The organism is Empedobacter sp. GD03865 (assembly GCF_029840775.1).
GTDB lineage: Bacteria > Bacteroidota > Bacteroidia > Flavobacteriales > Weeksellaceae > Empedobacter > Empedobacter falsenii_B.
On sequence record NZ_JAOCDF010000028.1, the window covers coordinates 22,468 to 48,044 of the forward strand.

General features: G+C 31.2%; 22 protein-coding genes and 1 CRISPR repeat array. Of the genes, 10 read left to right on the top strand and 12 right to left on the bottom strand.

From position 1 onward, the window contains the following. Position 1: 1 nt before the first annotated feature. From paaA to N5D46_RS10925, 9 genes are all read right to left on the bottom strand, one after another. Positions 2 to 967, bottom strand: a complete 966-nt coding sequence (paaA, locus tag N5D46_RS10885) for a 1,2-phenylacetyl-CoA epoxidase subunit PaaA (RefSeq protein ID WP_038335708.1) — start codon at positions 965 to 967, stop codon at positions 2 to 4. 22 nt (positions 968 to 989) lie between these two features. After that, a complete protein-coding gene (gene paaE, locus N5D46_RS10890; protein WP_038335707.1) occupies positions 990 to 2,072 on the bottom strand; it encodes a 1,2-phenylacetyl-CoA epoxidase subunit PaaE in 1,083 nt (360 codons plus the stop codon). Position 2,073: 1 nt separating this feature from the next. Then, positions 2,074 to 2,646, bottom strand: a complete 573-nt coding sequence (locus N5D46_RS10895; protein ID WP_038335706.1) for a TetR/AcrR family transcriptional regulator — start codon at positions 2,644 to 2,646, stop codon at positions 2,074 to 2,076. Between the two features lie 4 nt (positions 2,647 to 2,650). After that, a complete protein-coding gene (locus N5D46_RS10900; protein WP_280049958.1) occupies positions 2,651 to 3,988 on the bottom strand; it encodes a phenylacetate--CoA ligase in 1,338 nt (445 codons plus the stop codon). Between the two features lie 116 nt (positions 3,989 to 4,104). After that, positions 4,105 to 6,159 (bottom strand): alpha-ketoacid dehydrogenase subunit alpha/beta, encoded by a 2,055-nt coding sequence (locus N5D46_RS10905; protein WP_280049959.1) that lies wholly within the window; start codon positions 6,157 to 6,159, stop codon positions 4,105 to 4,107. 5 nt (positions 6,160 to 6,164) lie between these two features. Next, positions 6,165 to 7,424 carry a dihydrolipoamide acetyltransferase family protein gene (locus N5D46_RS10910; protein ID WP_125350266.1) on the bottom strand — a complete coding sequence of 420 codons (1,260 nt, stop codon included), beginning with the start codon at positions 7,422 to 7,424 and terminating at the stop codon, positions 6,165 to 6,167. Positions 7,425 to 7,552: 128 nt separating this feature from the next. After that, positions 7,553 to 8,341: a phosphatase PAP2 family protein gene (locus tag N5D46_RS10915; RefSeq protein ID WP_280049960.1), complete on the bottom strand. Its 789-nt coding sequence runs from the start codon at positions 8,339 to 8,341 to the stop codon at positions 7,553 to 7,555. Positions 8,342 to 8,485: 144 nt separating this feature from the next. Continuing rightward, a complete protein-coding gene (gene hppD / locus N5D46_RS10920) occupies positions 8,486 to 9,616 on the bottom strand; it encodes a 4-hydroxyphenylpyruvate dioxygenase (RefSeq protein ID WP_125350265.1) in 1,131 nt (376 codons plus the stop codon). A 213-nt stretch (positions 9,617 to 9,829) separates the two neighbouring features. After that, positions 9,830 to 10,987 (bottom strand): homogentisate 1,2-dioxygenase, encoded by a 1,158-nt coding sequence (locus tag N5D46_RS10925; RefSeq protein ID WP_038337326.1) that lies wholly within the window; start codon positions 10,985 to 10,987, stop codon positions 9,830 to 9,832. Between the two features lie 681 nt (positions 10,988 to 11,668). Here N5D46_RS10925 and N5D46_RS10930 point away from each other — a divergent pair. From N5D46_RS10930 to N5D46_RS10975, 10 genes are all read left to right on the top strand, one after another. Continuing rightward, the gene (locus N5D46_RS10930; protein WP_038337322.1) at positions 11,669 to 12,205 is read left to right on the top strand and encodes a sigma-70 family RNA polymerase sigma factor; all 537 of its coding nucleotides are present in this window, start codon (positions 11,669 to 11,671) and stop codon (positions 12,203 to 12,205) included. A gap of 10 nt (positions 12,206 to 12,215) precedes the next feature. Further along, a complete protein-coding gene (locus N5D46_RS10935; RefSeq protein WP_115000184.1) occupies positions 12,216 to 12,488 on the top strand; it encodes a hypothetical protein in 273 nt (90 codons plus the stop codon). A 353-nt stretch (positions 12,489 to 12,841) separates the two neighbouring features. After that, positions 12,842 to 13,330 (top strand): DUF417 family protein, encoded by a 489-nt coding sequence (locus N5D46_RS10940; RefSeq protein WP_280049962.1) that lies wholly within the window; start codon positions 12,842 to 12,844, stop codon positions 13,328 to 13,330. Beyond that, positions 13,327 to 14,406 carry a peptide-methionine (R)-S-oxide reductase MsrB gene (gene msrB / locus N5D46_RS10945; protein WP_115000181.1) on the top strand — a complete coding sequence of 360 codons (1,080 nt, stop codon included), beginning with the start codon at positions 13,327 to 13,329 and terminating at the stop codon, positions 14,404 to 14,406. Before N5D46_RS10940 ends, msrB begins: the two co-directional genes overlap by 4 nt. 155 nt (positions 14,407 to 14,561) lie before the next feature. Then, positions 14,562 to 14,987 carry a MarR family transcriptional regulator gene (locus N5D46_RS10950; protein WP_280049963.1) on the top strand — a complete coding sequence of 142 codons (426 nt, stop codon included), beginning with the start codon at positions 14,562 to 14,564 and terminating at the stop codon, positions 14,985 to 14,987. Then, entirely contained in the window at positions 14,984 to 15,406 is a 423-nt protein-coding gene (locus N5D46_RS10955; protein WP_180906578.1) for an organic hydroperoxide resistance protein, read from the top strand. The genes N5D46_RS10950 and N5D46_RS10955 overlap by 4 nt, the downstream gene beginning before the upstream one ends. A 10-nt stretch (positions 15,407 to 15,416) precedes the next feature. After that, entirely contained in the window at positions 15,417 to 15,782 is a 366-nt protein-coding gene (locus tag N5D46_RS10960; protein ID WP_280049964.1) for a DUF1304 domain-containing protein, read from the top strand. Positions 15,783 to 15,790: 8 nt separating this feature from the next. Continuing rightward, positions 15,791 to 16,426 (top strand): nitroreductase family protein, encoded by a 636-nt coding sequence (locus tag N5D46_RS10965; protein WP_280049965.1) that lies wholly within the window; start codon positions 15,791 to 15,793, stop codon positions 16,424 to 16,426. An 8-nt stretch (positions 16,427 to 16,434) separates the two neighbouring features. Next, positions 16,435 to 17,121: a type 1 glutamine amidotransferase domain-containing protein gene (locus N5D46_RS10970; protein WP_038330677.1), complete on the top strand. Its 687-nt coding sequence runs from the start codon at positions 16,435 to 16,437 to the stop codon at positions 17,119 to 17,121. Positions 17,122 to 18,878: 1,757 nt separating this feature from the next. Next, entirely contained in the window at positions 18,879 to 19,136 is a 258-nt protein-coding gene (locus N5D46_RS10975) for a helix-turn-helix domain-containing protein (protein ID WP_260543027.1), read from the top strand. A 2,197-nt stretch (positions 19,137 to 21,333) separates the two neighbouring features. Next, positions 21,334 to 22,093: direct repeats of the CRISPR family, unit length 49 nt; unit sequence GTTGTGAATTGATTTCAAATCTTGGTATATTTATCAAAGTATTTACAAC. A gap of 106 nt (positions 22,094 to 22,199) precedes the next feature. On the opposite strand, the gene cas2 is transcribed toward N5D46_RS10975, so the two are convergent. From cas2 to cas9, 3 genes are all read right to left on the bottom strand, one after another. Then, positions 22,200 to 22,538 carry a CRISPR-associated endonuclease Cas2 gene (cas2, locus tag N5D46_RS10980; RefSeq protein WP_019976220.1) on the bottom strand — a complete coding sequence of 113 codons (339 nt, stop codon included), beginning with the start codon at positions 22,536 to 22,538 and terminating at the stop codon, positions 22,200 to 22,202. Beyond that, on the bottom strand, positions 22,535 to 23,425 hold the full coding sequence (cas1, locus tag N5D46_RS10985) for a type II CRISPR-associated endonuclease Cas1 (protein ID WP_180906565.1): 891 nt from the start codon (positions 23,423 to 23,425) through the stop codon (positions 22,535 to 22,537). The genes cas2 and cas1 overlap by 4 nt, the downstream gene beginning before the upstream one ends. A gap of 1 nt (position 23,426) precedes the next feature. Beyond that, positions 23,427 to 25,577 (bottom strand): type II CRISPR RNA-guided endonuclease Cas9 (gene cas9 / locus N5D46_RS10990; protein WP_280049967.1); only part of this gene is annotated, 2,151 nt, incomplete at its 5' end.

The following is a 25,577-nucleotide window of genomic DNA, read 5'->3' on the forward strand; positions in this document are numbered from 1 at the left end:
TTTATGCGTTTTTGCGTTGTTCTTTTTCTAATTCTCTTTGTTTTCTTTTTTCGTGGTAAGCTGTTGCTGCATCACGAACCCAAGCTCCTTCGTTGTGAGCATTACGGCGAGCATCCAAACGTTGTTTGTTACATTTACCGTTTCCTTTCACAACATTCCAGAATTCTTCCCAATCAATTTCTCCGAATTCGTAGTGCCCTGTTTCTTCGTTGAATTTTAGATCTGGATCTGGAATAGTTAATCCTAAATATTCGGCTTGAGGAATAGAAATATCTACGAAACGTTGACGTAATTCGTCATTCGAGAAACGTTTGATTCTCCATTTCATTGATAATTCTGAGTTTGATGATTCTTCGTCTTTTGGTCCAAACATCATTAATGTAGGCCACCACCAACGATTCATTGCATCTTGCAACATCGCTTTTTGTTCTGGTGTTCCTTTTGATAATACCACTAATGCTTCATAACCTTGTCTTTGGTGGAAAGATTCTTCTTTACAAACACGCACCATTGCACGAGCATAAGGTCCGTAAGAAGTTCTACATAATGGAACTTGATTCAGAATCGCAGCTCCATCTACCAACCAACCAATCATTCCGATATCTGCCCAAGTAAGGGTTGGATAATTGAAGATTGATGAATATTTTGCTTTACCTGAATGTAAGTCATTTAATGTTTGAATACGAGAAACACCTAACGTTTCAGCAGCACAGTATAAATATAATCCGTGACCAGCTTCGTCTTGAACTTTCGCTAACAAAATTTTCTTTCTATTTAACGAAGGCGCTCTTGTAATCCAGTTTGCTTCTGGTAACATTCCAACAATTTCTGAGTGAGCATGTTGAGAGATTTGTCTGATTAATGTTTTACGGTATGCATCTGGCATCCAGTCTTTTGGTTCGATACGAACTTCATTTTCAATCTTATTATCGAAGATTTCTTGAAAATCAATTTCTTTTGCACTCATTTCTAAACGTTTTTAAAGTTGATTATTTGGCATCAAAATCTACCACGACTTCTGCAGAACGAGGGTGCGCTTGACACGCTAATACAAATCCTCTTTCTAATTCATCTGGCTCAAGTGAGTAGTTGATGTCCATTTCTACCTCACCCTTCTCTACTTTACACTTACAAGTTGCGCAAACACCACCTTTACAAGCATAAGGTAAATCAGCTCCGTTTTGTAAAGCCGCATCTAAGATTGTATCGCCATTGTAACCCAAATCAATCTGTAAAGCTGTTGCATCTAATTTGATGGTTACTTTACTCATTGTATCATCTGATTGTTTTACAGCTTTTTGACGCTCTACCTTTTTCGCTTCTGCAGATGCACTATAGAATAATTCGAAATGCAAATGTTTTGCATCAACTCCTGCTTCTACAAAAGCGTCACGACCGCTTAAAATCATTTCTTCTGGACCACAAAGGAAAACTTCGCTTACTTCTTTTGGATCGATGATATTTTGCAAGAAATATTCAATTTTTGCTTTATCAATACGACCACTCAAAATCTCAGCATCAGCCGTTTCACGACTCAAGATATTGTAAACGCTAATGCGTTCCATGTATCTATTTTTTAATGCTTCGATTTCTTCTTTAAAAATAATCGAACCTTTGTTTCTGTTTCCATATAACAGTACAAATTGACTGTTAGGTTCTGTTTGTAGAACTGTTTTGATGATAGAAAGTACTGGTGTAATTCCAGATCCCGCCACAATTCCTACATATAATTTTTTGTTGTCTTCGTGTACTTCTGTAAAGAAATTTCCTTGTGGAGTCATTACATCAAGAACATCGCCAACTTTGATTGTATCGTTAACAAATGTCGAGAAAATTCCATCCTCAATTTTCTTTACAGCAACTCTTAATTCATTATCCAAAGGACTTGAACAAATTGAGTAAGAACGTCTAATTTCTTCGTTATTGTGAAAATTCTTAAACGTTAAATATTGACCATGTTTGAATTTGAATTCTTGGTTTAATTCTTCTGGCACTTCAAATGTAACGGATACACAATCTGGTGTTTCCTTTTTTACATTTTTAACGCGTAATTGGTGAAAATTTATAGCCATATTATTTTTGAAATCCGTTAATTAATAGTGTCATTAAGTCATTTTCTAATTGCTCTGGTGAGATATCTCGTCCAGGTTTGTACCACAATTCTATCCAACGTAATGATGATAATAAAGTAAATAAAGCAACCGAAACATTCAAGTCTTTAAATTCACCTGCTGCAATTCCTGCTTTGATAAGATTAGCGATTCTTTTTTCGTATCCTTTTCGAATTGTTTTATACAAATCCTTTTTCGTATCCGAAAGATTTTTCCAATCATTATTTGCAACAGAAACTTCGTTTGGCTCATCAATAATCATTCTGACATGCAATTGAATTAAATCTCTCAATTTCTGAACATTTGATTCGTTTGTATCTTCGATCGAGCTAATGTGAGAAACATATTGATTAGCAACTTTAAAACAAATCTCTTCTAAAATTTCGTCTTTCGAACGAATGTGATTGTATAAACTTGCGGCTTCCATTCCAACCTTTTCAGCCAGTTCGCGCATTGATGTTGCCGAATAACCTTTTTGTTTAAAGATTAAGGCAGCTTCTTGAATAATCAGTTCTTTTTTACTTTGTTTAGGCATATATTTATAAATGTCTGTTATCGATGATTCGGTTTAATTTTCCTCCTTCACTTTTCGGAAGTTCATCAACTTGATACAATTTAACATTCATTCCTAATCCAATATTGTCTCTAATTTTTTTGTGAATATTAGAGATTAATTTGCAACATGCATGATTAGATTCGTCGTTCAAATTATCACAAGTGAAACCTTGGCTTGCAAAATAGTCAGGATTAATTTCAAATCCAACTTCTACAGCATCCATATTTTTAGGTTTTGTTAAAACTACTTGATAATTTGGCGATAATTCTGGAAATTCTGGAATAAAATCAGCGATTTGTGTGTGAAAGAAATTTACACCTCTAATAATCATCATATCATCTGCACGACCAATAATTGGTCCCATTTTGATATGCGTTCTTTTCTTAGAATATTCGTACGTAAGGGTTGTGATATCTCCCGTCCAATAACGCACCAATGGTAAAGCTTCTTTTGTTAACGTTGTAATCACTAAAACTCCAGGTTGTCCATAAGGCACAGGCTCACCTGTTTTCTCGTCTACAATCTCTGGAAAGAAGTGGTCTTCCCAAATGTAAGATCCTGTTCCTTGCTCTTCATAATCTTCATTAGATACACCAGGTCCGATAATTTCGCTCAATCCATAGATATTAGAAGCTTTGATGTTTAAACTTCCTTCTACTTCTTGGCGTAATGCTTCTGACCATGGTTCTGATCCTAAAATAGCAAACTTAAGATTTAAGCTTTCTAATGATTCGCCTCTTTTCTTGATTTCCTCAGCTACTGTTAATGCATACGATGGTGTTGCACAAATCGCATCAGCCTGAAAATCTTTCAACAACATAATTTGTTTTTCAGTATTTGCACCAGAAATAGGAACAACTGTCATTCCTAACTTTTCTGCTCCATAATGTAATCCCAAACCTCCTGTAAACAAACCATAACCATAAGCATTTTGTAATGTCATTCCTGGTTCGCATCCAGAAGCCGCTAAAGAACGTGCTACTACTTCTGAAAATAATTCGATGTCATTTTTGGTATAACCTACAACAGTTGGTTTTCCTGTTGTGCCGCTTGAACAATGTAAACGGATTACGTTGCTCTTTGGTTCTGCAAATAATCCGAACGGATAGTTCTCTCTTAAATGTGTTTTTTTGGTGAAAGGTAATTTGTGTAGATCTTCAACACCTTTGATGTCTTCTGGTTTTATTCCAGCCGCATCAAATGCTTCTTTATAAAAAGGTACATTGTTGTACACTTTGTTCAACATGTTTTGAAGTCTTTCGTTTTGAAGAACGCGCAATTTTTCAATTGGCATTTGTTCTATCTCGGGATTAAATATCATAATTTTTGCAGATTTTGATTTTTGATAATAACAAATTTAATCAAAAAAAATAAAAAAACTAACGTTTGTTAGTTTTTTTAGTGTAAAAAATACAATTATTATTAATTATTGCCTTTTTAATAGGATAAAACATTATTAATCAATGTTTTTAATTTTTCAGCATTCGGTAACATTTCTGTTTCTAAAGTCGAATTTAATGGAATTGCTGGCATATCTTGCGCTCCTAACACACGAATTGGTGCATCTAGATACTCAAAACACTCTTCATTAATTAAACCTGCAATGCTCTGTGCAAAAGAGTTTTGCTTCGCTTCTTCTGTCAAAACAATACAACGATTGTGTTTTTTTACACTATTAAAGATTGACTCCTCGTCTAACGGAACTAAAGTTCTTAAATCAATAATTTCGACTTGATTAGGAAAATCTTTTGCCGCTTGTTTCGCCCAATACACTCCCATTCCGTATGTAATAATTGAAACAGAATTATGATTTTGAGAAGATTCAGCTGTTAAAACTTCACGTGCTTTACCAAAAGGCAATACATAATCTTCGTCTGGCTCAACCGTCGCCGCATCTTCTGTTCCTTTTATCTTACTCCAATACAACCCTTTATGCTCTAACATCACCACAGGATTTGGATCGTAATATGCTGCTTTCATCAAGCCTTTCAAATCCGCTCCAGTAGATGGATACGCAATTTTAATTCCTTTGATATTCGTCAAAACACTTTCAACCGAACTTGAATGATAAGGACCTCCGCTTCCGTACGCACCAATTGGTACACGTAAAATCATCGAAACTGGCCATTTACCGTTTGATAAATAATTAGAACGCGCTACTTCTGTAAACAATTGATTCAATCCTGGCCAAATATAATCTGCAAATTGAACCTCAACAATTGGTTTTAAGCCAACTGCAGACATTCCAACTGTAGATCCGATTATAAATGCTTCTTGAATTGGTGTATTAAATACACGATTTTTACCATATTGTTTTGCTAAAGTTGCCGCTTCACGAAAAACTCCACCCAAACGCAACCCTACATCTTGTCCATATAATATAGCTTCTGGATGTTCTGCCATCAATTCACGAATCGCAAATAATGCAGAATCTACCATTACTGTTTTATCTTTTCCTTCTGGAGAACGATTTCCTTTTTCTTCGTTAATCGGTGTTGATGCAAAAACATGCGTATATAAATCTTCAGAACGTGGATCTTCTGCTTTTAATGCTTCTTGATATTCTGCCTGAACTTGTTCTTTTATCTTATTCTCAATTTCGATTAAATCAATTTCATCGAAACCTTCATTTAATAATGTATCCTTTAATTTTTCGTAAGGATCACGAGATTGTGCTTCCTCTAAATCATCTCTGTACCATTCTTTGCGAACGCCAGATGTATGATGATTCAATAAAGGAACTTTTGCATGAACCAAAATCGGACGACGTTCTGTACGAATAATTTCAATTGCACGTTGAATCGTTTCATAAGAAGCTAAAAAATCCGTTCCATCAACCACAAAAACTTCCAAACCATTGAAACCTTTTGCATAATGAGCGATATCTTGTGCACGAATTTCATCTGCCGAAGCCGAAATATCCCATTCATTATCTTGAACCAAATATAAAATTGGTAATTGTTTCAACGCTGCCATTTGGAAAGCTTCTGCCACCTCGCCTTCCGTACAAGACGCATCTCCTAACGAACAAACTGCAATTGGTTTTACTTCTTCATTGCAAAGACCTTCTAATTCTTTGTACTGCATTCCCATCGCAATTCCCGTTGTTGGAATCGCTTGCATTCCTGTTGCACTACTTTGATGCGGAATTTTCGGCATATTATCACGGCGCAAACTTGGATGAGAATAATAGGTTCTTCCTCCAGAAAAAATATCGTCGCGTTTTGCCAATAATTGCAACATCAATTCGTAAGGAGTAATTCCGATTGATAGTAACATTGCATCGTCTCGGTAATATGCACTTAAATAATCTTGCGGTAATAATTGTAATCCTGTTGCAATTTGAATTGCTTCATGTCCACGCGCTGTTGCATGTACATATTTGCTTGTTACAGCTTTATTTTCTTCGTATAATTCGGTTAAAGATTTTGCAGTAACCAATAATTCGTATGCTTGTTTAAGTAATGTTGTTGTTGATAATGTGGTTTCCATTCTGATTAAATTTGCGTGTTAACATCCCAATTCTCCATGTAATCTGAAATTCGTTTCAAGAAAACGCCTCCCAAAGATCCGTCTATCACACGATGATCAAACGAAAGTGACAAATACATAAATTGCCTCGCCACAATAATATCTCCGAACTCAGTTTCCAAAACCGCAGGTTTTTTCTTGATCACGCCAGTCGCTAAAATTGCCACTTCAGGTTGATTGATAATTGGCGTTCCCATCAAATTACCAAAAGTTCCCACATTACTTATTGTAAACGTTCCTCCACGAACATCATCTGGCGAAAGTTTATTATTTCTTGCTTTATCTACAATTGAATTTACACCTTTTACTAAACCTTCTAAATTTAATTCATTGGCTTGATGAATGACAGGAACAATCAAATTATTACTTGGTAAAGCAGTTGCAATTCCAATATTTATCTCATTGTGTTTGATTATTTTAGTCTCAGTTTCATCAACTGATACATTAATCATTGGAAAATCTTTAATTGCACGAACAACACAATCTACAATTAACGGCGTAAATGTCAATTTTTGTTTGTATTTAGCTTCAAAAGCAGCTTTATTTTCTTCGCGCCATTTCACAAAATTCGTAACATCAGGTTCTACATAAGCCGTCACATGAGGCGAAGTTTGTTTACTCTTTTTCATGTGTTTTGAAATCAATTGACGCATTTTATCCATCTCAATAATTTCATCTTTCGCTCCATAAGAAGAACTTGAAACTATATTATTTTTATTTAAAGTATTACTTGAATTATTAGTTGTAAATGGTTTATTTTGAATATAATTTAATACATCATTTTTCGAAATTCTTCCATCACGACCAGAACCTTTTATTTGTGAAATATCTGTTGATTGAAGATTTTCTTTTTGGATAATACTTTTTACCAAAGGTGATAAAAATTGATTTGTATCGATTGAATTTATAACTTGCGAAGTTGTAACAGTTTCAATCTTTTTTTCTTCAACATTTTCAGTTTTTTGAGCTGATTGTTGTTGAGTTTCTGAAGGCTCAATTAAAGCGAAAACTTCTCCAATTTTTATTTCATCTCCTTCATTAAATCTAAACTCAATAATCTTTCCAGCAGTTGTAGAAGGCACATCAGAATCTACTTTATCCGTCGAAACTTCGGCAATTACCTCATCCTCTTGAATGAAATCGCCAACGTTTTTTGTAAAACGAACTAATTGTACAGACTCAACACTTTCTCCCAATTTTGGAATCGTTAGTTCTATATTCTTCATTTTATTTATTTGCAGTTTTGAGCGTTGAAGATAATGATTTTTTATAAAACTAATGAATGTTAGTTGAAATATTCATTGAAATTTTGCTTTTTTAGTGTAGCTATTACATTATCCAAAACTCAATTCTATTAAAACCTCATCACCAAACCAACTCCTGCTTGATTATTTTGATACACAGGAAAAACCATTGTTGCTATTTTTGACTCTTTATTCTTTGCAGAAAACCAATTGTTAATCGTAGGAAATAACCAATACGCCAATTCCGTCGATAAAATTCCTATTCCCGCTCCAGCAACAACATCTCCAACCCAATGGCGATTGTTGATAACACGATAAACACCTGTAAAAGCTGCCAAAGGATATCCAGCCAAACTCAACCAAAAATTAGAATCTTGATATTCTCGAAACATAAATTGAGCCGTAGAAAACGCATTCGCCGTATGTCCAGAAGGAAAAGAAAGATTGTTTGTACCATCGGGTCTTTCTTCTTGTACAGTGTGTTTTAGCCCCATCACCAAACCTGTATTGATGATTTGAGAAGTTGCAAAAATTATTGTACGATCTCGTAAATTATGTTTCCCTTGAACGCCAGCCAAATTCAATCCAAAAACCGCTACTGCAGGTAAATATTGTGTATAATTATCAAATTTATTTCCTTTTGTTTTATCTTCTAAAATTTCGTTTTGAGTAGATTTATTTAAATTATCCAATGCTGGAATTGCCAAACTCAAACTTCCGTATGTAATTAAAGTCGCAGGAATAATCAACTTTTTGTCGTTGAAATGATAAACTTTATCTTCTGGATTAAATGTTTGCTTTGGAATAGAATCAAGTTGAATAGAATCGGTTTTAGTTTGCTGAATTGTATCTTGTGCATTTCCTTTTATCGAAAATATTGAAAGTAATACACAATTCATAACTATCGTTTTTGTTTTAATTTGGTTCATTTTCACATTCATTTTATTGAACAAATGTATTTGAAACCTCCTTACACAAAACTTAATATTTGATTAAGAAAAAAGCCATTAGAAATAATCCAATGGCTTTAAAAAAATATCTATTTATAAATTTCCTCGACGTTCTTGTTCTCTTTCTAATGCTTCGAACAATGCTTTGAAATTACCTGCTCCAAACGATTGCGCTCCATGACGCTCGATAATTTCGTAGAATAATGTTGGACGATCTTCGACTGGTTTCGTAAAAATTTGTAACAAATAACCTTCTTCATCACAATCAACCAAAATTCCTAGATCTTGTAACTTCTTAATATCCTCATCAATTTCACCAACGCGCTCTGGAATCATATCGTAATAAGCCTCTGGTGGCGCTGATAAAAACTCAACTCCACGAGATTTAAGTTCTGTCACAGTTTTTACAATATCCTTAGTTGCAACTGCAATATGTTGCACACCTTCTCCTTCGTAAAAATCTAAATATTCTTCAACTTGAGATTTCTTTTGACCTTCTGCAGGCTCATTAATAGGGAATTTTGAATAACCATTTCCGTTACTCATCACTTTCGACATTAATGCTGAATATTCTGTATTGATTTGCTTATCATCAAACGATAAAATATTTACAAATCCCATTACATCTTGATACCAAGCTACCGCCTCGTTCATGCGATTCCAGCCTACATTACCAACGCAATGATCCACATACAATAAACCGCAATCTGTTGGTTGATATGTTGATTCAGATTTCACATAACCAGGCATAAAAGGACCTTCATAATTTTTACGCTCAATAAACATATGAATCGTTTCTCCGTATGTATAAATTCCAGACATTTTTACTTCACCAAACTCATCTGTAATCGTAGTTGGTTCCATATAAGGTTTTCCTCCACGTTTCGTTGTTTGCTCAAAAGCATCGTACGCATCATCTACCCAAAGTGCTAAAATTTTAACTCCATCACCATGTTTCATTGCATGTTGACAAATTGGAGAATCTGATTTTAAACCAGAAGTTAATACCAAACGAATCTTCCCTTGTTGTAAAACATAAGAAGCTCTATCTCTCACTCCAGTTTCTGGGCCAGCATACGCAACTTCCTGAAATCCAAAAGCTGTTTTGTAATAATGTGCAGATTGTTTTGCATTACCAACATAAAACTCGATATAATCGGTTCCATTAATTGGAAGAAAGTCTTGTGCTAATGCTATTTTTTCAGCAAATGTTTGTGTACTCATTTTTATTGTGTTTTTTATTTTATTGTATTCAGTAAAAAGTAAAATGTATTAAGTTTTACTATAATTATTTAGATTCTTCGACAAGCTCAGAATGACAGTTACGCCAAGCTTAATTTATTCCAGCTTTTCTTCAAATTAACTTATGAGATATTGAAACAAGTTCACGATGACAAATCGCGCAACTCATAACTCATAACTCATAACTCATAACTTTTAATAAAGCCAAGATTTATAATAATCTGGATCTTCTATTTCTAACGCTTGTTCAGTTAACATCAATGGACGGAAAGGATCAATCATCACCGCTAATTCGTGTGTTTCTTTCGCTCCAATTGATTTTTCAACTGTACCAGGATGTGGACCATGCGGAATTCCTGCTGGATGTAATGTAATTTGTCCTTTCTCCACCGATTTTCTCGACATAAAATCTCCATCCACATAATATAATATCTCATCAGAATCGACATTACTATGGTTATAAGGTGCTGGAATCGCATTTGGATGATAATCGAAAAGACGCGGAACAAAACTACAAATCACAAAACCTGCACCTTCGAAAGTTTGATGAACAGGTGGCGGTTGATGGATACGTCCTGTAATTGGCTCGAAATTATGAATAGAAAAAGCCCATGGATAATGATAACCATCCCAACCTACAAAATCGAAAGGATGAGTTCCATAAACGTAAGGATAAATTAATCCTTCTTTTTTGATCATAATCTTGAAATCTCCGTGTTCATCATTTGTTTCAAGATTTTGAGGACGTTTAATATCGCGCTCGCAAAAAGGCGAATGTTCCATTAACTGTCCAAAATGATTGCGATAACGACGAGGTGTTTCAACTGGGCTAAATGATTCTGTAATAAACAATCGGTTATTAGAATCATTAAAATGAAGTTGATAAATAATTCCACGTGGAATCACTAAATAATCTCCATATTCAAATTCAATTTGTCCATAACCAGTTTTTAAAACTCCAGAACCTTCGTGTATAAAAATTACTTCATCCGCCATCGAATTTTTGTAGAAATAATCAGTCATCGATTCTTGTGGCGCAGCCAATGAAATATGCAAATCATTGTTAACCAAAACTGGTACACGAGATTCTAAATAATCTTTGGTAGGTTTTACTTTAAAACCTTTTAAAGAGGTATGTTTTAAATGTTTTGCGCGGGCAATTTTTGGCTCTACCGAATAAGGTTCGCTAATCGCTTTTACCAAAGTTGGTGGATAACAGTGGTAAACATTGGAATACGTACTCGAAAATCCATGCGTAGAAACTAATTCTTCTGCATATAATTCTCCATTTGGTTTTCGGAATACCGTATGTCGCTTTTGTGGGAATTCTCCCAAATGATGATAAAGTGGCATATCGTATTTTGTTTGTTATTTTGATGAAAAGGGATATAGATGACGAAATTCGTCAACAAATAATCTGCAATATTCTAGTGTGAATATTGAGCAAATACAATTTTGGAAAGTAAAGCAGAAGTTTGCTTATTCATTCCAACAAATAAAGGTTTAATATTTTCTTTAATTGTTTGCATTTCTTTTCTGTGGTTATCTCAAAGATAGAAACATTTTTTGATTGTACAAAATACCTTACTAAAAAATGCTTTACAACAATTATTTTCAATATCTTTAAAAAACTACATATAACCCGTAGTGCATTATTGAACTAGATTAATTTTGAGATTATTTATGTTTCTTTATTGAAATACTGAATGGTTGTTAATACCGTTATTCTAGCTAAAATTCGCTGTTATTTGAAAACGTATTACGTCAAGCGTAGAACGTAGCAAAAACCTATGCTTCTATTGTGGTTAGAAAAGATTATATATTCATTTTGGCTTGATCCAAAGCGAACCAAAAAAATCAAGTCCGTGCATACAAGTCGGTCAATAATTACTACTCACTAAATGCTTTAGAACTTTCTATATTTATTCCAACTTTAGAAGAAAATACTTGAAATTTTGCAATAAGAAAAAGTAATCATTTTTTATAGTTTTTTTTCTATGATATAAAATATTACTTTTCTATAAAAATATACCTATGATAAATAAAGATAAAAATATTAATATCCAAAAATGGATTGATGATTATACATTGGACCTATTAAAAAAAACTAACTATTTAATATCTAGCAAAGAAGATGCAGAAGATTTAGTACAAGATGTTTTTATTTCAGCTTTTGAAAATTATGAAAAATTTCAATGGAATAGCTCTGTAAAAACTTGGTTAATTAGTATTTTGAAAAATAAAATTTCTGATTTTTACAGAAAAAAATATAATAATAAAAATGAGATCACTTTAGATTATTTTTTTGATGAAAATGGTAATTGGATTGATAAAAATATATTAAATGATTGGACAGAAAATGAAAATAATATTAGAGAAAACTATTTAGAAAATTGTTTAGAAAAATTACCTAATAAATGGTTAATTCCTATAAAACTATACTATTTAAAACAAAAAAAAACAGAACTTGTTTGTCAGGAAATAGGAATTACATCGACTAATTTATGGAAGATTCTTCAAAGAGCTAGATTACAATTAAGAGAGTGCATTGAATCTAATTTATCTAATTAAAAATTAACTTATGTGGAATAAAATTATTCATTGGGTTATTATGCCTTGTAATGAAATAACATTTGAAATAGAGAAAAAAAATGCAAAAAAAATCTCATTAATTCAAAATTTGAGATTGAATTTACATATTTATAGTTGTAAATGGTGCGCTTCTTACTACAAAAAAGTAAAGCTAATAGATAATCTTTTGAATAAACAAAATTCAAAAGAAAAATTAATTAATGTAGATGCTCTAAAATCTAAAATAAAGTCCAAAATAGAAACTCATTGTAAACATGAGTAAATACATTACGAATGTTTATCATCAAAAAATAAAGTGTATAAATAATATTTTCTTTTTAAACTGCTATTTTTAAGACTAAAATATTTATTAAATAATTTCCAAAGTATAGTCTAAAGTTAATTTTTATTTTAATTATAATACATCACATATTTAATGAAATTTAAGATAAATTCATAAAACAATAAAAAAACTCAAACCATTTTAAATGATACATTTACAATGGTTTTTTTTTTTGTAAAAATTATAGAAAGATTAATATCTAACAAAAAAAAATAGATTTTTTTTGTCAGGTTTTAATTATTTATACGACTACTATTATAAAAGATCGTATATACAATAAAAATTATTAAAAAATGGAAACAAAAAATTTAGTTCATACTCATAAAGATAATTTGAATATTAATTCACCCTTTATAAATCTTTACAAAATAGGATATTACTTACCTCTATTTGGAACAGTATTACTTTTAGTGTGGATAGGCATTTTTAAGTTTACACCAACAGAGGCTCAAGCTATAAAGTCTCTTGTAGAAAATCACCCATTATCGTTTTGGATTTATAAAATATTTAGTGATCAAACTGTATCTAATATAATTGGAGTACTTGAATTACTTGTAGCATTATTAGTTGTTTTAACTTTAAAATATCAATCATTAAAAAAATATGCGGGAATAGCTATTCTTATTATTTTCGGAACAACTCTTAGTTATCTTTTTACAACTCCCGGGATTTGGAAATTTGTTGATGGAGTTCCTGTAACAGATTTTTTCATTTTAAAAGATATAGCTTACTTCGGCTTTGGTTTCACTCTTTTAGCTCAATCTTTAAATAAAAAATCATGAAAAAATTATTCATCATAAGCTCATTAATTATTACAGGAATAATACTAACAAGTATAAGTTGTAAAACTCATAAAAATAATTTAGTTAAATCGAATAAACATCAGAAAATGAATAACACATCAGAAAATGAAATATATTTTGCAGGAGGATGTTTTTGGGGAACAGAACATTTTTTTAAACAGGTCAGAGGGGTTACAAATACAGTTGTAGGTTATGCTAATGGAACTATAGAAAAGCCTTCTTATAAAGAAGTGATCACAGGTAAAACTGGTTTTGCTGAAACTGTCAAGGTAACTTATAATCCTGATATAGTTGATCTAGGATTATTAATTGATTTGTATTTTAAGACAATAGATCCTACGAGTCTAGACAAACAAGGAAATGACTTAGGGACACAATATAGAACAGGAATTTATTATACAAACCCAACTGACTCTAAATTAATCGATCAGAAGTTAAAAGATTTAGAAAAAAATTATAATCAAAAAATTGTAGTAGAAAATATGCCTTTACATAATTTTTATGATGCAGAAAATTATCATCAAGATTATTTAAATAAAAATCCAAAAGGATATTGCCATATATCACCAAGTTTATTTGATGATGCTCGTAAGGCAAATCCTATTCAAGAAAAAGAATATATCAAAGAAAGCCAAAGTGAACTTAAAAAACATTTAACTTCTTTGCAATACGATGTTACACAAAATGGTGCAACAGAAAAACCTTTTTCAAATGAATATAATTCTGAATTTAGAGAAGGAATTTATGTAGACATAACAACTGGTGAACCTCTTTTTGTGTCAACGGATAAATTTGAATCAGGTTGTGGCTGGCCAAGTTTCTCAAAACCAATCAGTAAAAATCTTATTGAAGAAATAAATGATAATTCTTTTGGAATGAAAAGAACTGAAGTAAGAAGTAAAACTGGTAATGCTCATTTAGGTCATGTTTTTGATGATGGCCCAAAAGATAAAGGAGGATTGAGATATTGTATTAATAGTGCATCATTAAAGTTTATATCAAAAGAAGAAATGAAAGCTAAAGGATATGAAAAATATTTATCCTTAATAAAATAAAAACTAATAAAATTCTATTTCTAAATATTATAAAAGGTATTACTTAATGTTTACAGATTGTAATTTTTAATAAAACATTTGTTAATGTTTTACAAAATTATATTTTGTACAATATAATTTTGTAACTTTGTTATGTAATTTAATATTGATGAACTATGAAAGATACGCTAGAACTAGATAATCAATTTTGTTTTCCCATATATGCGCTTTCAAAAAAGATAATCAACATGTACCGTTTGTATTTAGATCCACTTGATATTACCTATCCACAGTATTTAGTGCTTATGGTTTTATGGAAAGAACAACAGCAAACAGTAGGGCAATTAGGTGAAAAACTTTTCTTAGACAGCGGTACACTAACACCCTTACTAAAAAGAATGGAGCAAAAAGAAATGGTTGTTAGAAGTAGAAATGTTGAAGATGAGCGCATTGTAGTAATTTCTTTGACCAAAAAAGGAAGTGCTTTGAAAGAGAAAGCTAAAGATATTCCTGAAAAATTGTTAGAATCAATGGCGATATCTGTAGATGAGCTTAAACAATTAAAAAAAATAGCAAATAAAATTTTAAACAAACAACAATGAAAAAATTATATGAAACTCAAGCCACAGCTACGGGAGGTAGAAGTGGACAAGTAAAAAGTGAAAACGGTGTTTTAGATATGCAAGTACGTACTCCAAAAGCATTAGGAGGTGCAAATGATGACTTTTTAAACCCTGAAATGCTATTTGCAGCAGGATATTCTGCCTGTTTTGATAGCGCTTTGAATTTGGTGATCAAACAGCAAAAAATAAAAACAGGAGAAACGAGCGTTACAGCAAAAGTAGCTATCGGACAATTAGAAAGCGGAGGTTATGGTCTTGCAGCTGAGATACATGCTAATATACCAGGTGTTTCAATGGAAGAAGCTCAAAAGCTTATTGAAACAGCACATAAAGTATGTCCTTATTCTAATGCAACTCGTGGAAATATTGAAGTTAAATTAAATGTTTCTGTAGGTTAATACAATAGATATGGAAATTATAGCAAGTACTTTAACCGTAGTTGTTGCAATTGAACATTGTTACATTCTTTGGATGGAAATGTTTGCTTGGGAAACAGCAGGTAAAAAAACATTTAAATCTTTACCAAAAGATTTGTTTACTCCTACGAAAGGACTAGCTGCTAATCAAGGATTATATAACGGTTTTTTGATTGCAGGACTTATTTGGTCTTTTCTTATAGAAAATCATGAATGGAGTTGTAATATTCGTCTATTCTTTTTAGGATGTATTACTGTTGCAGGTATTTTTGGAGGTATAACCTCTGGTAAAAAAATATTTTTTTTACAAGGTATTCCTGCTTTAATTGCTATGTTGTTTGTGTTTTTAACGAAATAATTAAAAAAATGTCATTAATAGAAGATTTAAATTGGAGACATGCAGTAAAAGCATACAATCCATCGCAAAAAGTTAGTCAAGATAAAATTGATAAAATTGTAGAAGCTGCTAGACTAGCACCTACTTCATCTGGATTACAACCTTTTAAAGTATTAGTTGTAGAGAACCAAGATTTAAAAAATCAATTGGTAAAAGGAGCTCTTAATCCTGAATGTATGAGAGATTGTTCACATGTAATTATTTTTGCTGCTTGGGACAACTATACAGCAGAAAGAATTGATAAAGTATATGATTTTACTACAGATGAAAGAGGATTGCCAAGAGGTCGTTTCGGAAGTTATACAGATAAAATAAAAGGTATTTACTTGAATACATCAGCAGAGGAAAATTTTGCACATACTGCTCGTCAAACTTATATTGCATTAGGGCTTGCATTAGCACAAGCTGCTGAGTTAAAAGTTGATACTACTCCTGTAGAAGGTTTTGATAACGCTATTGTAGATAAAGTTTTAAAATTAGACGAGTTAGGTCTTAAAAGTGTATCTTTAATGTATGTTGGTGTTGCCGATCCTGAATTAGACTGGATTGGATCTATGAAAAAAGTTAGACTACCAAACGAAGAATTTATTGTTGAATTTAAATAATTAAAATTATGAAAATATTATTTGTTGTTACTTCTCATGATGAATTGGGAAATACAGGACATAAAACAGGATTTTGGGTAGAAGAATTTGCTGCTCCTTACTACAAATTTGTAGATGCTGGACACGAAGTTACTATTGCTACACCTAAAGGAGGACAAGCTCCTATAGATCCTAATAGCGAAACAGAAGCTGCACAAACAGAAGCTACAGAGCGTTACAATAAAGACGAAAATGTTCAAGCTTTAATTGCAAATACACATGTATTAGCTAATGAAAAAGCTGAGGATTACGATGCTATTTTCTATCCAGGAGGTCATGGACCACTATGGGATTTAGCAAATGATGTGCATTCTCAACAATTGATTTTAGATTTCTATAATGCTGGTAAGCCAGTTGGTGCTGTTTGTCATGCTCCAGGAGTTTTCAAGAATGTTACTTTAAGTAATGGAGAACCTTTTGTAAAAGGAAAAAATGTAACTGGTTTTTCTAATTCTGAAGAAGATGCGGTACAATTAACAGATGTTGTTCCATTCTTAGTTCAGGTTGAATTAGAAAAATTAGGAGGTCATTACTCTAAAACTGAAGACTGGGGAGTGCATGTTGTAGAAGACGGTTTATTATTTACAGGTCAAAATCCTGCATCTTCGGAAAAAGTTGCTGAGAAAATGATTGCTTACTTACAAAGTAATTTATAAAAATTGTTCCTTTAATGTAAATATTGATTTGTATTTGCGTTAGGGATTGTAGAGAAAATCCTTTTCTGATTAGAAAAGATTGCAATGGAAATGTTTTTTTGGATGAGCTTCCCCCTAGGGCATATGAATACCGATAATTAAAATAAATAAGCTATGAATAAAAAAGTGATAGAAAGAATTTTACATTCATTTTTATTCATGAGTTCTTATTGTTTTTAAATGAATTCATATGCCCTTCGGAGAAGTCTTGACACAAAAACATTTGAAATTAAAAATTTGAAATTAAGAATTTGAAATTAAAAGGAGAAGCTCCAGTGGAGCTTAGGTACATATATTCATTTTTACCTTGACGCAAAAACATTTGAGATTAAGAGGAGAAGCTCCAGTGGAGCTTAGGTATAGTGCTTCCAAATCGGTCAATAACGACTACTCACTAAATGCTTTAAATCATTCACATATAAAATGTAAACAGTAAATCATTTTAACACTCGCTACGTCGAATTGACACTCGACTCTTCAGCAATGACGGTTTTTGAAATTCATTGTTAAAATGAATTTGATTTAGAAAAGAAGTAATGGAAAGATTCTGCACTTAGAGTACCTCAGTGACCATTTTAAATTCTTACTTTCATTTTTTGCTCATCCAAAAAACGAAACAAAAAAAGATGCCGACAGTAGACTCTCAATGATTCAACTAACTAAATTATTTCCATAAAGTTGGCAACTCGTTTCACTCAAACACTCCAACTTTTATATTCTAATAATTTAGAGTTGAATTACATTTCGATTCTAAATCGTCGGATTTTAAATTCCTATTCATTAACAATAAATCAACGTAAAATATTAAAGGTCAATAAATAAACATTCTTAAATAAGGACGGTTTTTAAATTCATTGTTAAAATGAATTTGAATATTGAAAAAGAATTAAGAAAACGGCATTAAAACTCACACGTTAAGAAAATGATTGAATGAAACGTAAAAAAGGTTTTAGCCCGTAGGGTTTTTAAAATCTTTAGTGGAATGAGAACATTTTTAGTAGAGAGGTTTACGGCCAAGTCTTTTTTCGTTAGTTTTTTTGACGAAAAAAAGTGACATTAAAGAAAAGGAAAACATATACCCTTCGGAAAACCTTGATGAAAAAACATTTGAAATTAAAAGGAGAAGCTCTAGTAGAGCTTAGGTACATATGTTCATTTTTGTCTTGACACAAAAACGAACCAAAAAGGTCAAGACTGCGATTTTCGACGTTCAATCTTCATTTTACTCACTAAAAAGATTAAATGATTCGCATACGCTCACTAATCTTTTTTACGCTTGTTTCAATGGATTGAAACTCGTCTGCAAATCGTATGTCGCCTTTAAAATTCTTATTTAAAGCAATCTCGACTCTTCAGAAATGACGGATTTTAATGCCTTATTAAAAGTGAATTTGAATATTAAAAAAGGATGAAGAAACCGGCATTAAAACTCACACGTTAAGAAAATGATTGAATGCAACGTAAAAAAGGTTTTAGCCCGTAGGGTTTTTAAAATCTTTAGTGAAATGAGAACATTTTTAGTAGGGAGGTTTACAGCCAAGTCTTTTTTCGTTAGTTTTTTTGACGAAAAAAAGTGACATTAAAAAAAGAAATTCGAATAATTAAAACAGAAAATCAATAAAAAAAATTAACACCCCCTCCCTATCCCTACTTCCTCTTATCATTTGTTTTATTTAATTAAAACTTGTATATTACTGGAATTAAGTAAATTAAAACGTATGCAGAACACTTACTTTTTTACACAAAAAGAGAAGGATAGCAACGAGTTAAAACTTCTTTTAGTAGAATTAATTACGAATATACAACCCACGGACAAAGATCACGGATTCTACGACAGTGCAGATGTGCAGAGGCTGCTTAACGTTAGTGACAAAACGTTGTATCGCATGAGGAGAAACAAGACGATTCCTTGTTTTAAGCTCGGTAAAAAGTACTTTTACCCAAAACATTTCTTTAACAAAAAAGCTCTTGGATAAGAGCTTTTTTAGTAATTTTACGTAAGTAGTTACAACGACTGGGTTCATTACGAGGATAACAAACAGGTTGTGAGTTCCTTTTACTTTTAGTAATTTTACGTAAGTAGTTACAACAGAAGTACACCAATCACGCTCTGAAATTGGGTTGTGAATTGATTTCAAATCTTGGTATATTTATCAAAGTATTTACAACGAATTTTAAAGAATGGAGAATTGTAGAAGGGTTGTGAATTGATTTCAAATCTTGGTATATTTATCAAAGTATTTACAACAAAGCACGAGCATTTGTTTGTGAAAGATAAGTTGTGAATTGATTTCAAATCTTGGTATATTTATCAAAGTATTTACAACAAAAGTCTTAGAAAAAGCAAAACTTCAAAAGTTGTGAATTGATTTCAAATCTTGGTATATTTATCAAAGTATTTACAACCTCTCACAGTAATTTAATATTAAAGCATAAGTTGTGAATTGATTTCAAATCTTGGTATATTTATCAAAGTATTTACAACACTTCTTCGTTATTGATTAATAAAGTAGCGGTTGTGAATTGATTTCAAATCTTGGTATATTTATCAAAGTATTTACAACAGATTTTTCAGTATCTCCATTTATAGCTATGTTGTGAATTGATTTCAAATCTTGGTATATTTATCAAAGTATTTACAACCAAAGTTAGTAGACCAAGAAGAGCTCAGCAGTTGTGAATTGATTTCAAATCTTGGTATATTTATCAAAGTATTTACAACCAATTACAACGAGAATGCAATTGACGAACGTTGTGAATTGATTTCAAATCTTGGTATATTTATCAAAGTATTTACAACACAGATGAATTTGATAAAAACTTTGAACGAGTTGTGAATTGATTTCAAATCTTGGTATATTTATCAAAGTATTTACAACAAACAATTGAAAAATGAAAACAATAATAGCGTTGTGAATTGATTTCAAATCTTGGTATATTTATCAAAGTATTTACAACTAAAAACATTATCAAGATAAATAATCTAAAGTTGTGAATTGATTTCAAATCTTGGTATATTTATCAAAGTATTTACAACCAAGACTTCATAGCGATATGACTGTTGGTAGTTGTGAATTGATTTCAAATCTTGGTATATTTATCAAAGTATTTACAACAAAAAAGAGTTATTGTACGTCAAGCATCTTGTTGTGAATTGATTTCAAATCTTGGTATATTTATCAAAGTATTTACAACATTTCAACTTGATAAGTATCATATGTTGAAGTTGTGAATTGATTTCAAATCTTGGTATATTTATCAAAGTATTTACAACAAATGAAAGTAAATCTTCTACTAAAACTCCGTTGTGAATTGATTTCAAATCTTGGTATATTTATCAAAGTATTTACAACGAAAGATAATGCAGGTGCACAAAAAGAAGAGTTGTGAATTGATTTCAAATCTTGGTATATTTATCAAAGTATTTACAACAAAAAGAATTGGTTTAGGATTAGCTACAACGTTGTGAATTGATTTCAAATCTTGGTATATTTATCAAAGTATTTACAACAAAACTTTCGTTACAAAAGGCGTAATATTAGTTGTGAATTGATTTCAAATCTTGGTATATTTATCAAAGTATTTACAACTGATTATTCCAATTGGTTCAATTTTGATTAGTTGTGAATTGATTTCAAATCTTGGTATATTTATCAAAGTATTTACAACAAAACTTTCGTTACAAAAGGCGTAATATTAGTTGTGAATTGATTTCAAATCTTGGTATATTTATCAAAGTATTTACAACCCAGAAGCCTTGTAGGTATTTCCAAATTGAGTTGTGAATTGATTTCAAATCTTGGTATATTTATCAAAGTATTTACAACATTTTCTTCTATATATCTGTTTAATTGATAGTTGTGAATTGATTTCAAATCTTGGTATATTTATCAAAGTATTTACAACCGCTGGCGAAAGCATCGCGTTCGGCTGCTAGTTGTGAATTGATTTCAAATCTTGGTATATTTATCAAAGTATTTACAACGCATTAAACCGCTTATGCCAGGCATCTACAGTTGTGAATTGATTTCAAATCTTGGTATATTTATCAAAGTATTTACAACGACATTAAATGTTACTTCTTTGATAGGACGGTTGTGAATTGATTTCAAATCTTGGTATATTTATCAAAGTATTTACAACATCTTCATTCGTTGGTAGAGTTTAGTTATTGTTGTGAATTGATTTCAAATCTTGGTATATTTATCAAAGTATTTACAACTTTTAATTTTGAATTTTTTAAAGTCCAAAAGTTGTGAATTGATTTCAAATCTTGGTATATTTATCAAAGTATTTACAACCATTCCAATAATTCCCATAGAACCCAAGTAGTTGTGAATTGATTTCAAATCTTGGTATATTTATCAAAGTATTTACAACTGTTGGTTTACCATTTTCATAAATCCTATAGTTGTGAATTGATTTCAAATCTTGGTATATTTATCAAAGTATTTACAACTCCTCTAATGCTTTTTCTCGAGCGTCTAAAGTTGTGAATTGATTTCAAATCTTGGTATATTTATCAAAGTATTTACAACTGTGCTTGATGCTGTCACAAAAGCTACACGGTTGTGAATTGATTTCAAATCTTGGTATATTTATCAAAGTATTTACAACCTGTAACAGATACTTTAACAATTGCAACATGTTGTGAATTGATTTCAAATCTTGGTATATTTATCAAAGTATTTACAACCCGGTGTAATAGCCGTTTGGAATATTGGTTGTTGTGAATTGATTTCAAATCTTGGTATATTTATCAAAGTATTTACAACATATACTAAACTAACCGCTCTTCGGAGTGGGTTGTGAATTGATTTCAAATCTTGGTATATTTATCAAAGTATTTACAACCCGTTTGGGTCGTTGTCAACAGCAATATAAGTTGTGAATTGATTTCAAATCTTGGTATATTTATCAAAGTATTTACAACCTCATTTAACAAACCATTATTATAAAGGGTTTGAGAAGAAATTTAGAAATGAGAAAAAAAGTAAAATCCGATAGAAGTTGAGTTTTCTATCGGATTTTTTTTATTCCTAAAATAATTCTAATTGTTGTGGACCTGTTGGTAAATCGGTTTCTTTTTTGGAGAAAAATATTTCCATTTGTCCAAATTGTTTATCTGTAATACAAATAATTCCTACTTTCCCAAATTCAGGTAATTTAGATTTGGTTCGTTTTATATGTACCTCAGCATTTTCTCTACTTGGACAATGTCTCAAATAAATCGAAAACTGAAACATAGTAAATCCATCGTCAATCAACTCTTTTCTAAAGCGAGTAGCTTGACTTCTTTGCTTTTTTGTTTCTGTTGGCAAATCAAACAAAACTAAAACCCACATAATACGATAAGCATTATAACGACTAAAACTCATGTCATTTCAGGAAAACGAATCACACGCTGCTCCCCTGTCATACACTTATACAAAGAACTTGTTGTAGAGCTTATCGCTACCAACAAAGGTCTTTTCAAACCATCTATTTTCACATCTTTTGTTGCTATTTGTAATAAATGTGCTTTAGCATCTTTACTCATTTCAGTCGGTCGAAAAGGCTTATTCATCCATTCTAATACCAATTCATCAACATAAGGTCGATATGGTTCCATTATATCATCAGCCAAGCAATACGGATTGTATTTATTACGATGAAAAATACCAATGGTAGGATTTAATCCAGAACTCACTAAAGCTCTTGCAACCATACTTCGAAGAATAGCATATCCAAAATTCAGAAAATTATTAGGAGCATCACCATCTCGTTCTCTCGTAAAATTGTCAAATAATTGTTTCCAATAATATTGCGCAGCAATTCCTTCCATATTCGTGGAATCTCCAGATTTTACATTCGTTAAATAATTCTGCATAGGCTCCTCTACAAAACCAAACTTACTCAACAATGCTTTCTGTTGATAAATTTTAGCTTCTATTGTTTGTTTCCACAACTGTTTGCGCAATGGTTCAGAAACATTAATTTGATGTTTCAATCGTTCACTATGCTCTACATGTCCATTCATTGGCAACATCAATCCCAAAGGCATATGACTATCGTCGCAACTAATAATTGCCACATTATTTTGTTGTAATGTCACTATAAGTTGATGACTAATGGTTATTTGATAATGATCCAATACCAAAAAACCCAAATCTTCAATAGGTACAGAGCCTTTGATTTCTTTGGTTATCACATCTTCTATTTTTAATTGATTGTCTTTCAATTTCAAATAAGATGGATTGCCAATGTAAATGGTACGTTTTAGCATATTATTTAAATTTTAATGAGCCATCCATTTTCATTTCAAAATCAACTCCGTCAATTGCAAAATTCCATTCACCTTGTCTAATTCTTAAAAAGATACTTGGATTCTCAAAGTTAAAAGATGCCCCTTCCTTATTTTCTTTCTTTAAATCAGTGTCTATTCCTGCTGCCATATGATTTCTAAACTTCATACGACCATCACTTTCAAATTGATATACTTTATATAAACGTTTTGTTAAATCAGAATTATCTAATTCTTTTAGTTCTTCAATACTATCTTTATAAAACAATACTTTTTGCCCAGAACGTAAAACAGCATAAAGCGGTATTTCTTTTGATTTTTTTCCTTTTCCTATTGATTTTGTATTGTATTCTGGTTCTAAAAAATAAGAACGATCGTTCTTAAATTTTAATTGAGCAACATCAGAAATACTTAATATCTCCATTGCTTTTCCATCTTCGTTTTTATAAAATAAACAAAGTGCGTTTTCTCCACTTTTTGCTAATGTTGTTTTTTTATAATCGAATTTTGAAGTAAAAGCATGCGTATGCACTTTCAATGCTGTATTATATTTCATTGAACCTTTACAGCGTATTCTTCTTATTTTATTTACTTTGTTTCCTTGCTTATCAAACATCCAAACACCTTTTGTTAAAGCTTCTTTAAATCCGACAGCATCTTCCACTTGCATTTTTATCATTTCAAAAAGAGCTTTATCGACTATTACCTTTTCAACTTCTTCAAGCGTTTTAAATCCTGGAGAATCTGCATTTTGTTTATAAACTAAATCTTTTCGAATAACCAAAATTGGCTCTTCAGTAAGTTTCATTTTACCATTATCATCAAACAAAATTTTATTTTCTTCGTTTCTTAATGGTAATTTTATTGCTCCATACAAAGATTCATCATGTAATTGTCCCCTTATAGTATCTCCTTGAGCAATTCGTTTTTTATCAAGTGATTTATCTTCCCAAACGATTTTTCCTTTTTTGCGTACCACTTTATAAGTTGGAACAGTAGTTCTATTTTCAACTATATTGTTAATTAATATAACATTCTCGATTTCTTTAATATAACTTGGGGAGAAATCTTTCCAATCTTTAGGTTGTTCGTGATAAATTTTACCCGTATGATTGTCTTTTTCTTCGTTATAAAGTTTAAGAATTCTTTCGCGATCAAATGCTGATGGTATTAATGTCAAAATACTTGCATCACCAGCGTGATGACTATGAGTTGAACGATTTTTTTTATCACTTAATAATTTTACATTATATACTTCTTTAAAAACATTTACAACACTTGCTTTTTCTACTGACACTCTTTTAAATAAGGTTTTTAAATATGGCAGAGCATATTTTGTAATAATTTGAGTATCTCGCAACTGGCTATTTTTCCAGCCTGACTTATATTCTTCCAAAATAAATGTATTGTATTTGTAACTCCAATAATCTAAATCCATTTTTATGAAATGATAACGCTGAATACAATTATCCTTTATTTCCTTAGTAGATGCATACGAAGCTTTATTTTTCCATTCTTTATATAAATCTTCCAAATGCTCTATCTTTTCTTTCATAAACTGGATATTATTCAAAATATCTACATGATTATAAAGTTGTGACGGATATTGTTTCTTTTTTATATTTCTATTAAATTCCGTATCAGTTAAAGTCAAATTTCGTAACTCATTATCAAAACTTATACTTGCAGGAATAGTATGCTCTAAATCGTATTTATTTCCATCTAAAACATCACAAAGTTTAATCAATTTACCTGTGTAAAGACAAGTTTTATTTTGTTCTTCCCATAATCTTATTTTACGAAGAAGCATTTTATCACTTGGATTAAAAGTGGTGTTGCATTCTTTATTTATTTCAATAATAGTTTCACTGAACTTTAGATTTTCCTTTTCTCGCTCGTTATTCCATTTTTCAATAGCTTTTCTTCTATTAGCATCGTTAAGTTCTCTTGCTATCTCAATCACAATTCGAGTGTCCTCATCTATTTTACCTTCTTGCAAAAGGAAATTGATAAGCTGCTTCATTTTGTGCATTGTTTTTAGAGCCATTGGGTTTTTTAATCCTTTGGTAACAGGTTCTGGACTACCTAATAACTTTAAACTTCTTCCTTGAAATTCAGCATCTTTATTATTTTT

Coding starts and splice junctions, on each gene's coding strand:
- N5D46_RS10925 (WP_038337326.1), bottom strand. CDS start 10,987: ATGCCACTTTATCATCATTTGGGAGAATTCCCACAAAAGCGACATACG.
- N5D46_RS10975 (WP_260543027.1), top strand. CDS start 18,879: ATGCAGAACACTTACTTTTTTACACAAAAAGAGAAGGATAGCAACGAG.
- N5D46_RS10915 (WP_280049960.1), bottom strand. CDS start 8,341: ATGAATTGTGTATTACTTTCAATATTTTCGATAAAAGGAAATGCACAA.
- cas1 (WP_180906565.1), bottom strand. CDS start 23,425: ATGCTAAAACGTACCATTTACATTGGCAATCCATCTTATTTGAAATTG.
- paaE (WP_038335707.1), bottom strand. CDS start 2,072: ATGGCTATAAATTTTCACCAATTACGCGTTAAAAATGTAAAAAAGGAA.
- N5D46_RS10930 (WP_038337322.1), top strand. CDS start 11,669: ATGATAAATAAAGATAAAAATATTAATATCCAAAAATGGATTGATGAT.
- N5D46_RS10970 (WP_038330677.1), top strand. CDS start 16,435: ATGAAAATATTATTTGTTGTTACTTCTCATGATGAATTGGGAAATACA.
- N5D46_RS10935 (WP_115000184.1), top strand. CDS start 12,216: ATGTGGAATAAAATTATTCATTGGGTTATTATGCCTTGTAATGAAATA.
- paaA (WP_038335708.1), bottom strand. CDS start 967: ATGAGTGCAAAAGAAATTGATTTTCAAGAAATCTTCGATAATAAGATT.
- hppD (WP_125350265.1), bottom strand. CDS start 9,616: ATGAGTACACAAACATTTGCTGAAAAAATAGCATTAGCACAAGACTTT.
- N5D46_RS10950 (WP_280049963.1), top strand. CDS start 14,562: ATGAAAGATACGCTAGAACTAGATAATCAATTTTGTTTTCCCATATAT.
- N5D46_RS10955 (WP_180906578.1), top strand. CDS start 14,984: ATGAAAAAATTATATGAAACTCAAGCCACAGCTACGGGAGGTAGAAGT.
- N5D46_RS10910 (WP_125350266.1), bottom strand. CDS start 7,424: ATGAAGAATATAGAACTAACGATTCCAAAATTGGGAGAAAGTGTTGAG.
- N5D46_RS10965 (WP_280049965.1), top strand. CDS start 15,791: ATGTCATTAATAGAAGATTTAAATTGGAGACATGCAGTAAAAGCATAC.
- msrB (WP_115000181.1), top strand. CDS start 13,327: ATGAAAAAATTATTCATCATAAGCTCATTAATTATTACAGGAATAATA.
- N5D46_RS10960 (WP_280049964.1), top strand. CDS start 15,417: ATGGAAATTATAGCAAGTACTTTAACCGTAGTTGTTGCAATTGAACAT.
- N5D46_RS10895 (WP_038335706.1), bottom strand. CDS start 2,646: ATGCCTAAACAAAGTAAAAAAGAACTGATTATTCAAGAAGCTGCCTTA.
- N5D46_RS10900 (WP_280049958.1), bottom strand. CDS start 3,988: ATGATATTTAATCCCGAGATAGAACAAATGCCAATTGAAAAATTGCGC.
- N5D46_RS10905 (WP_280049959.1), bottom strand. CDS start 6,159: ATGGAAACCACATTATCAACAACAACATTACTTAAACAAGCATACGAA.
- N5D46_RS10940 (WP_280049962.1), top strand. CDS start 12,842: ATGGAAACAAAAAATTTAGTTCATACTCATAAAGATAATTTGAATATT.
- cas2 (WP_019976220.1), bottom strand. CDS start 22,538: ATGAGTTTTAGTCGTTATAATGCTTATCGTATTATGTGGGTTTTAGTT.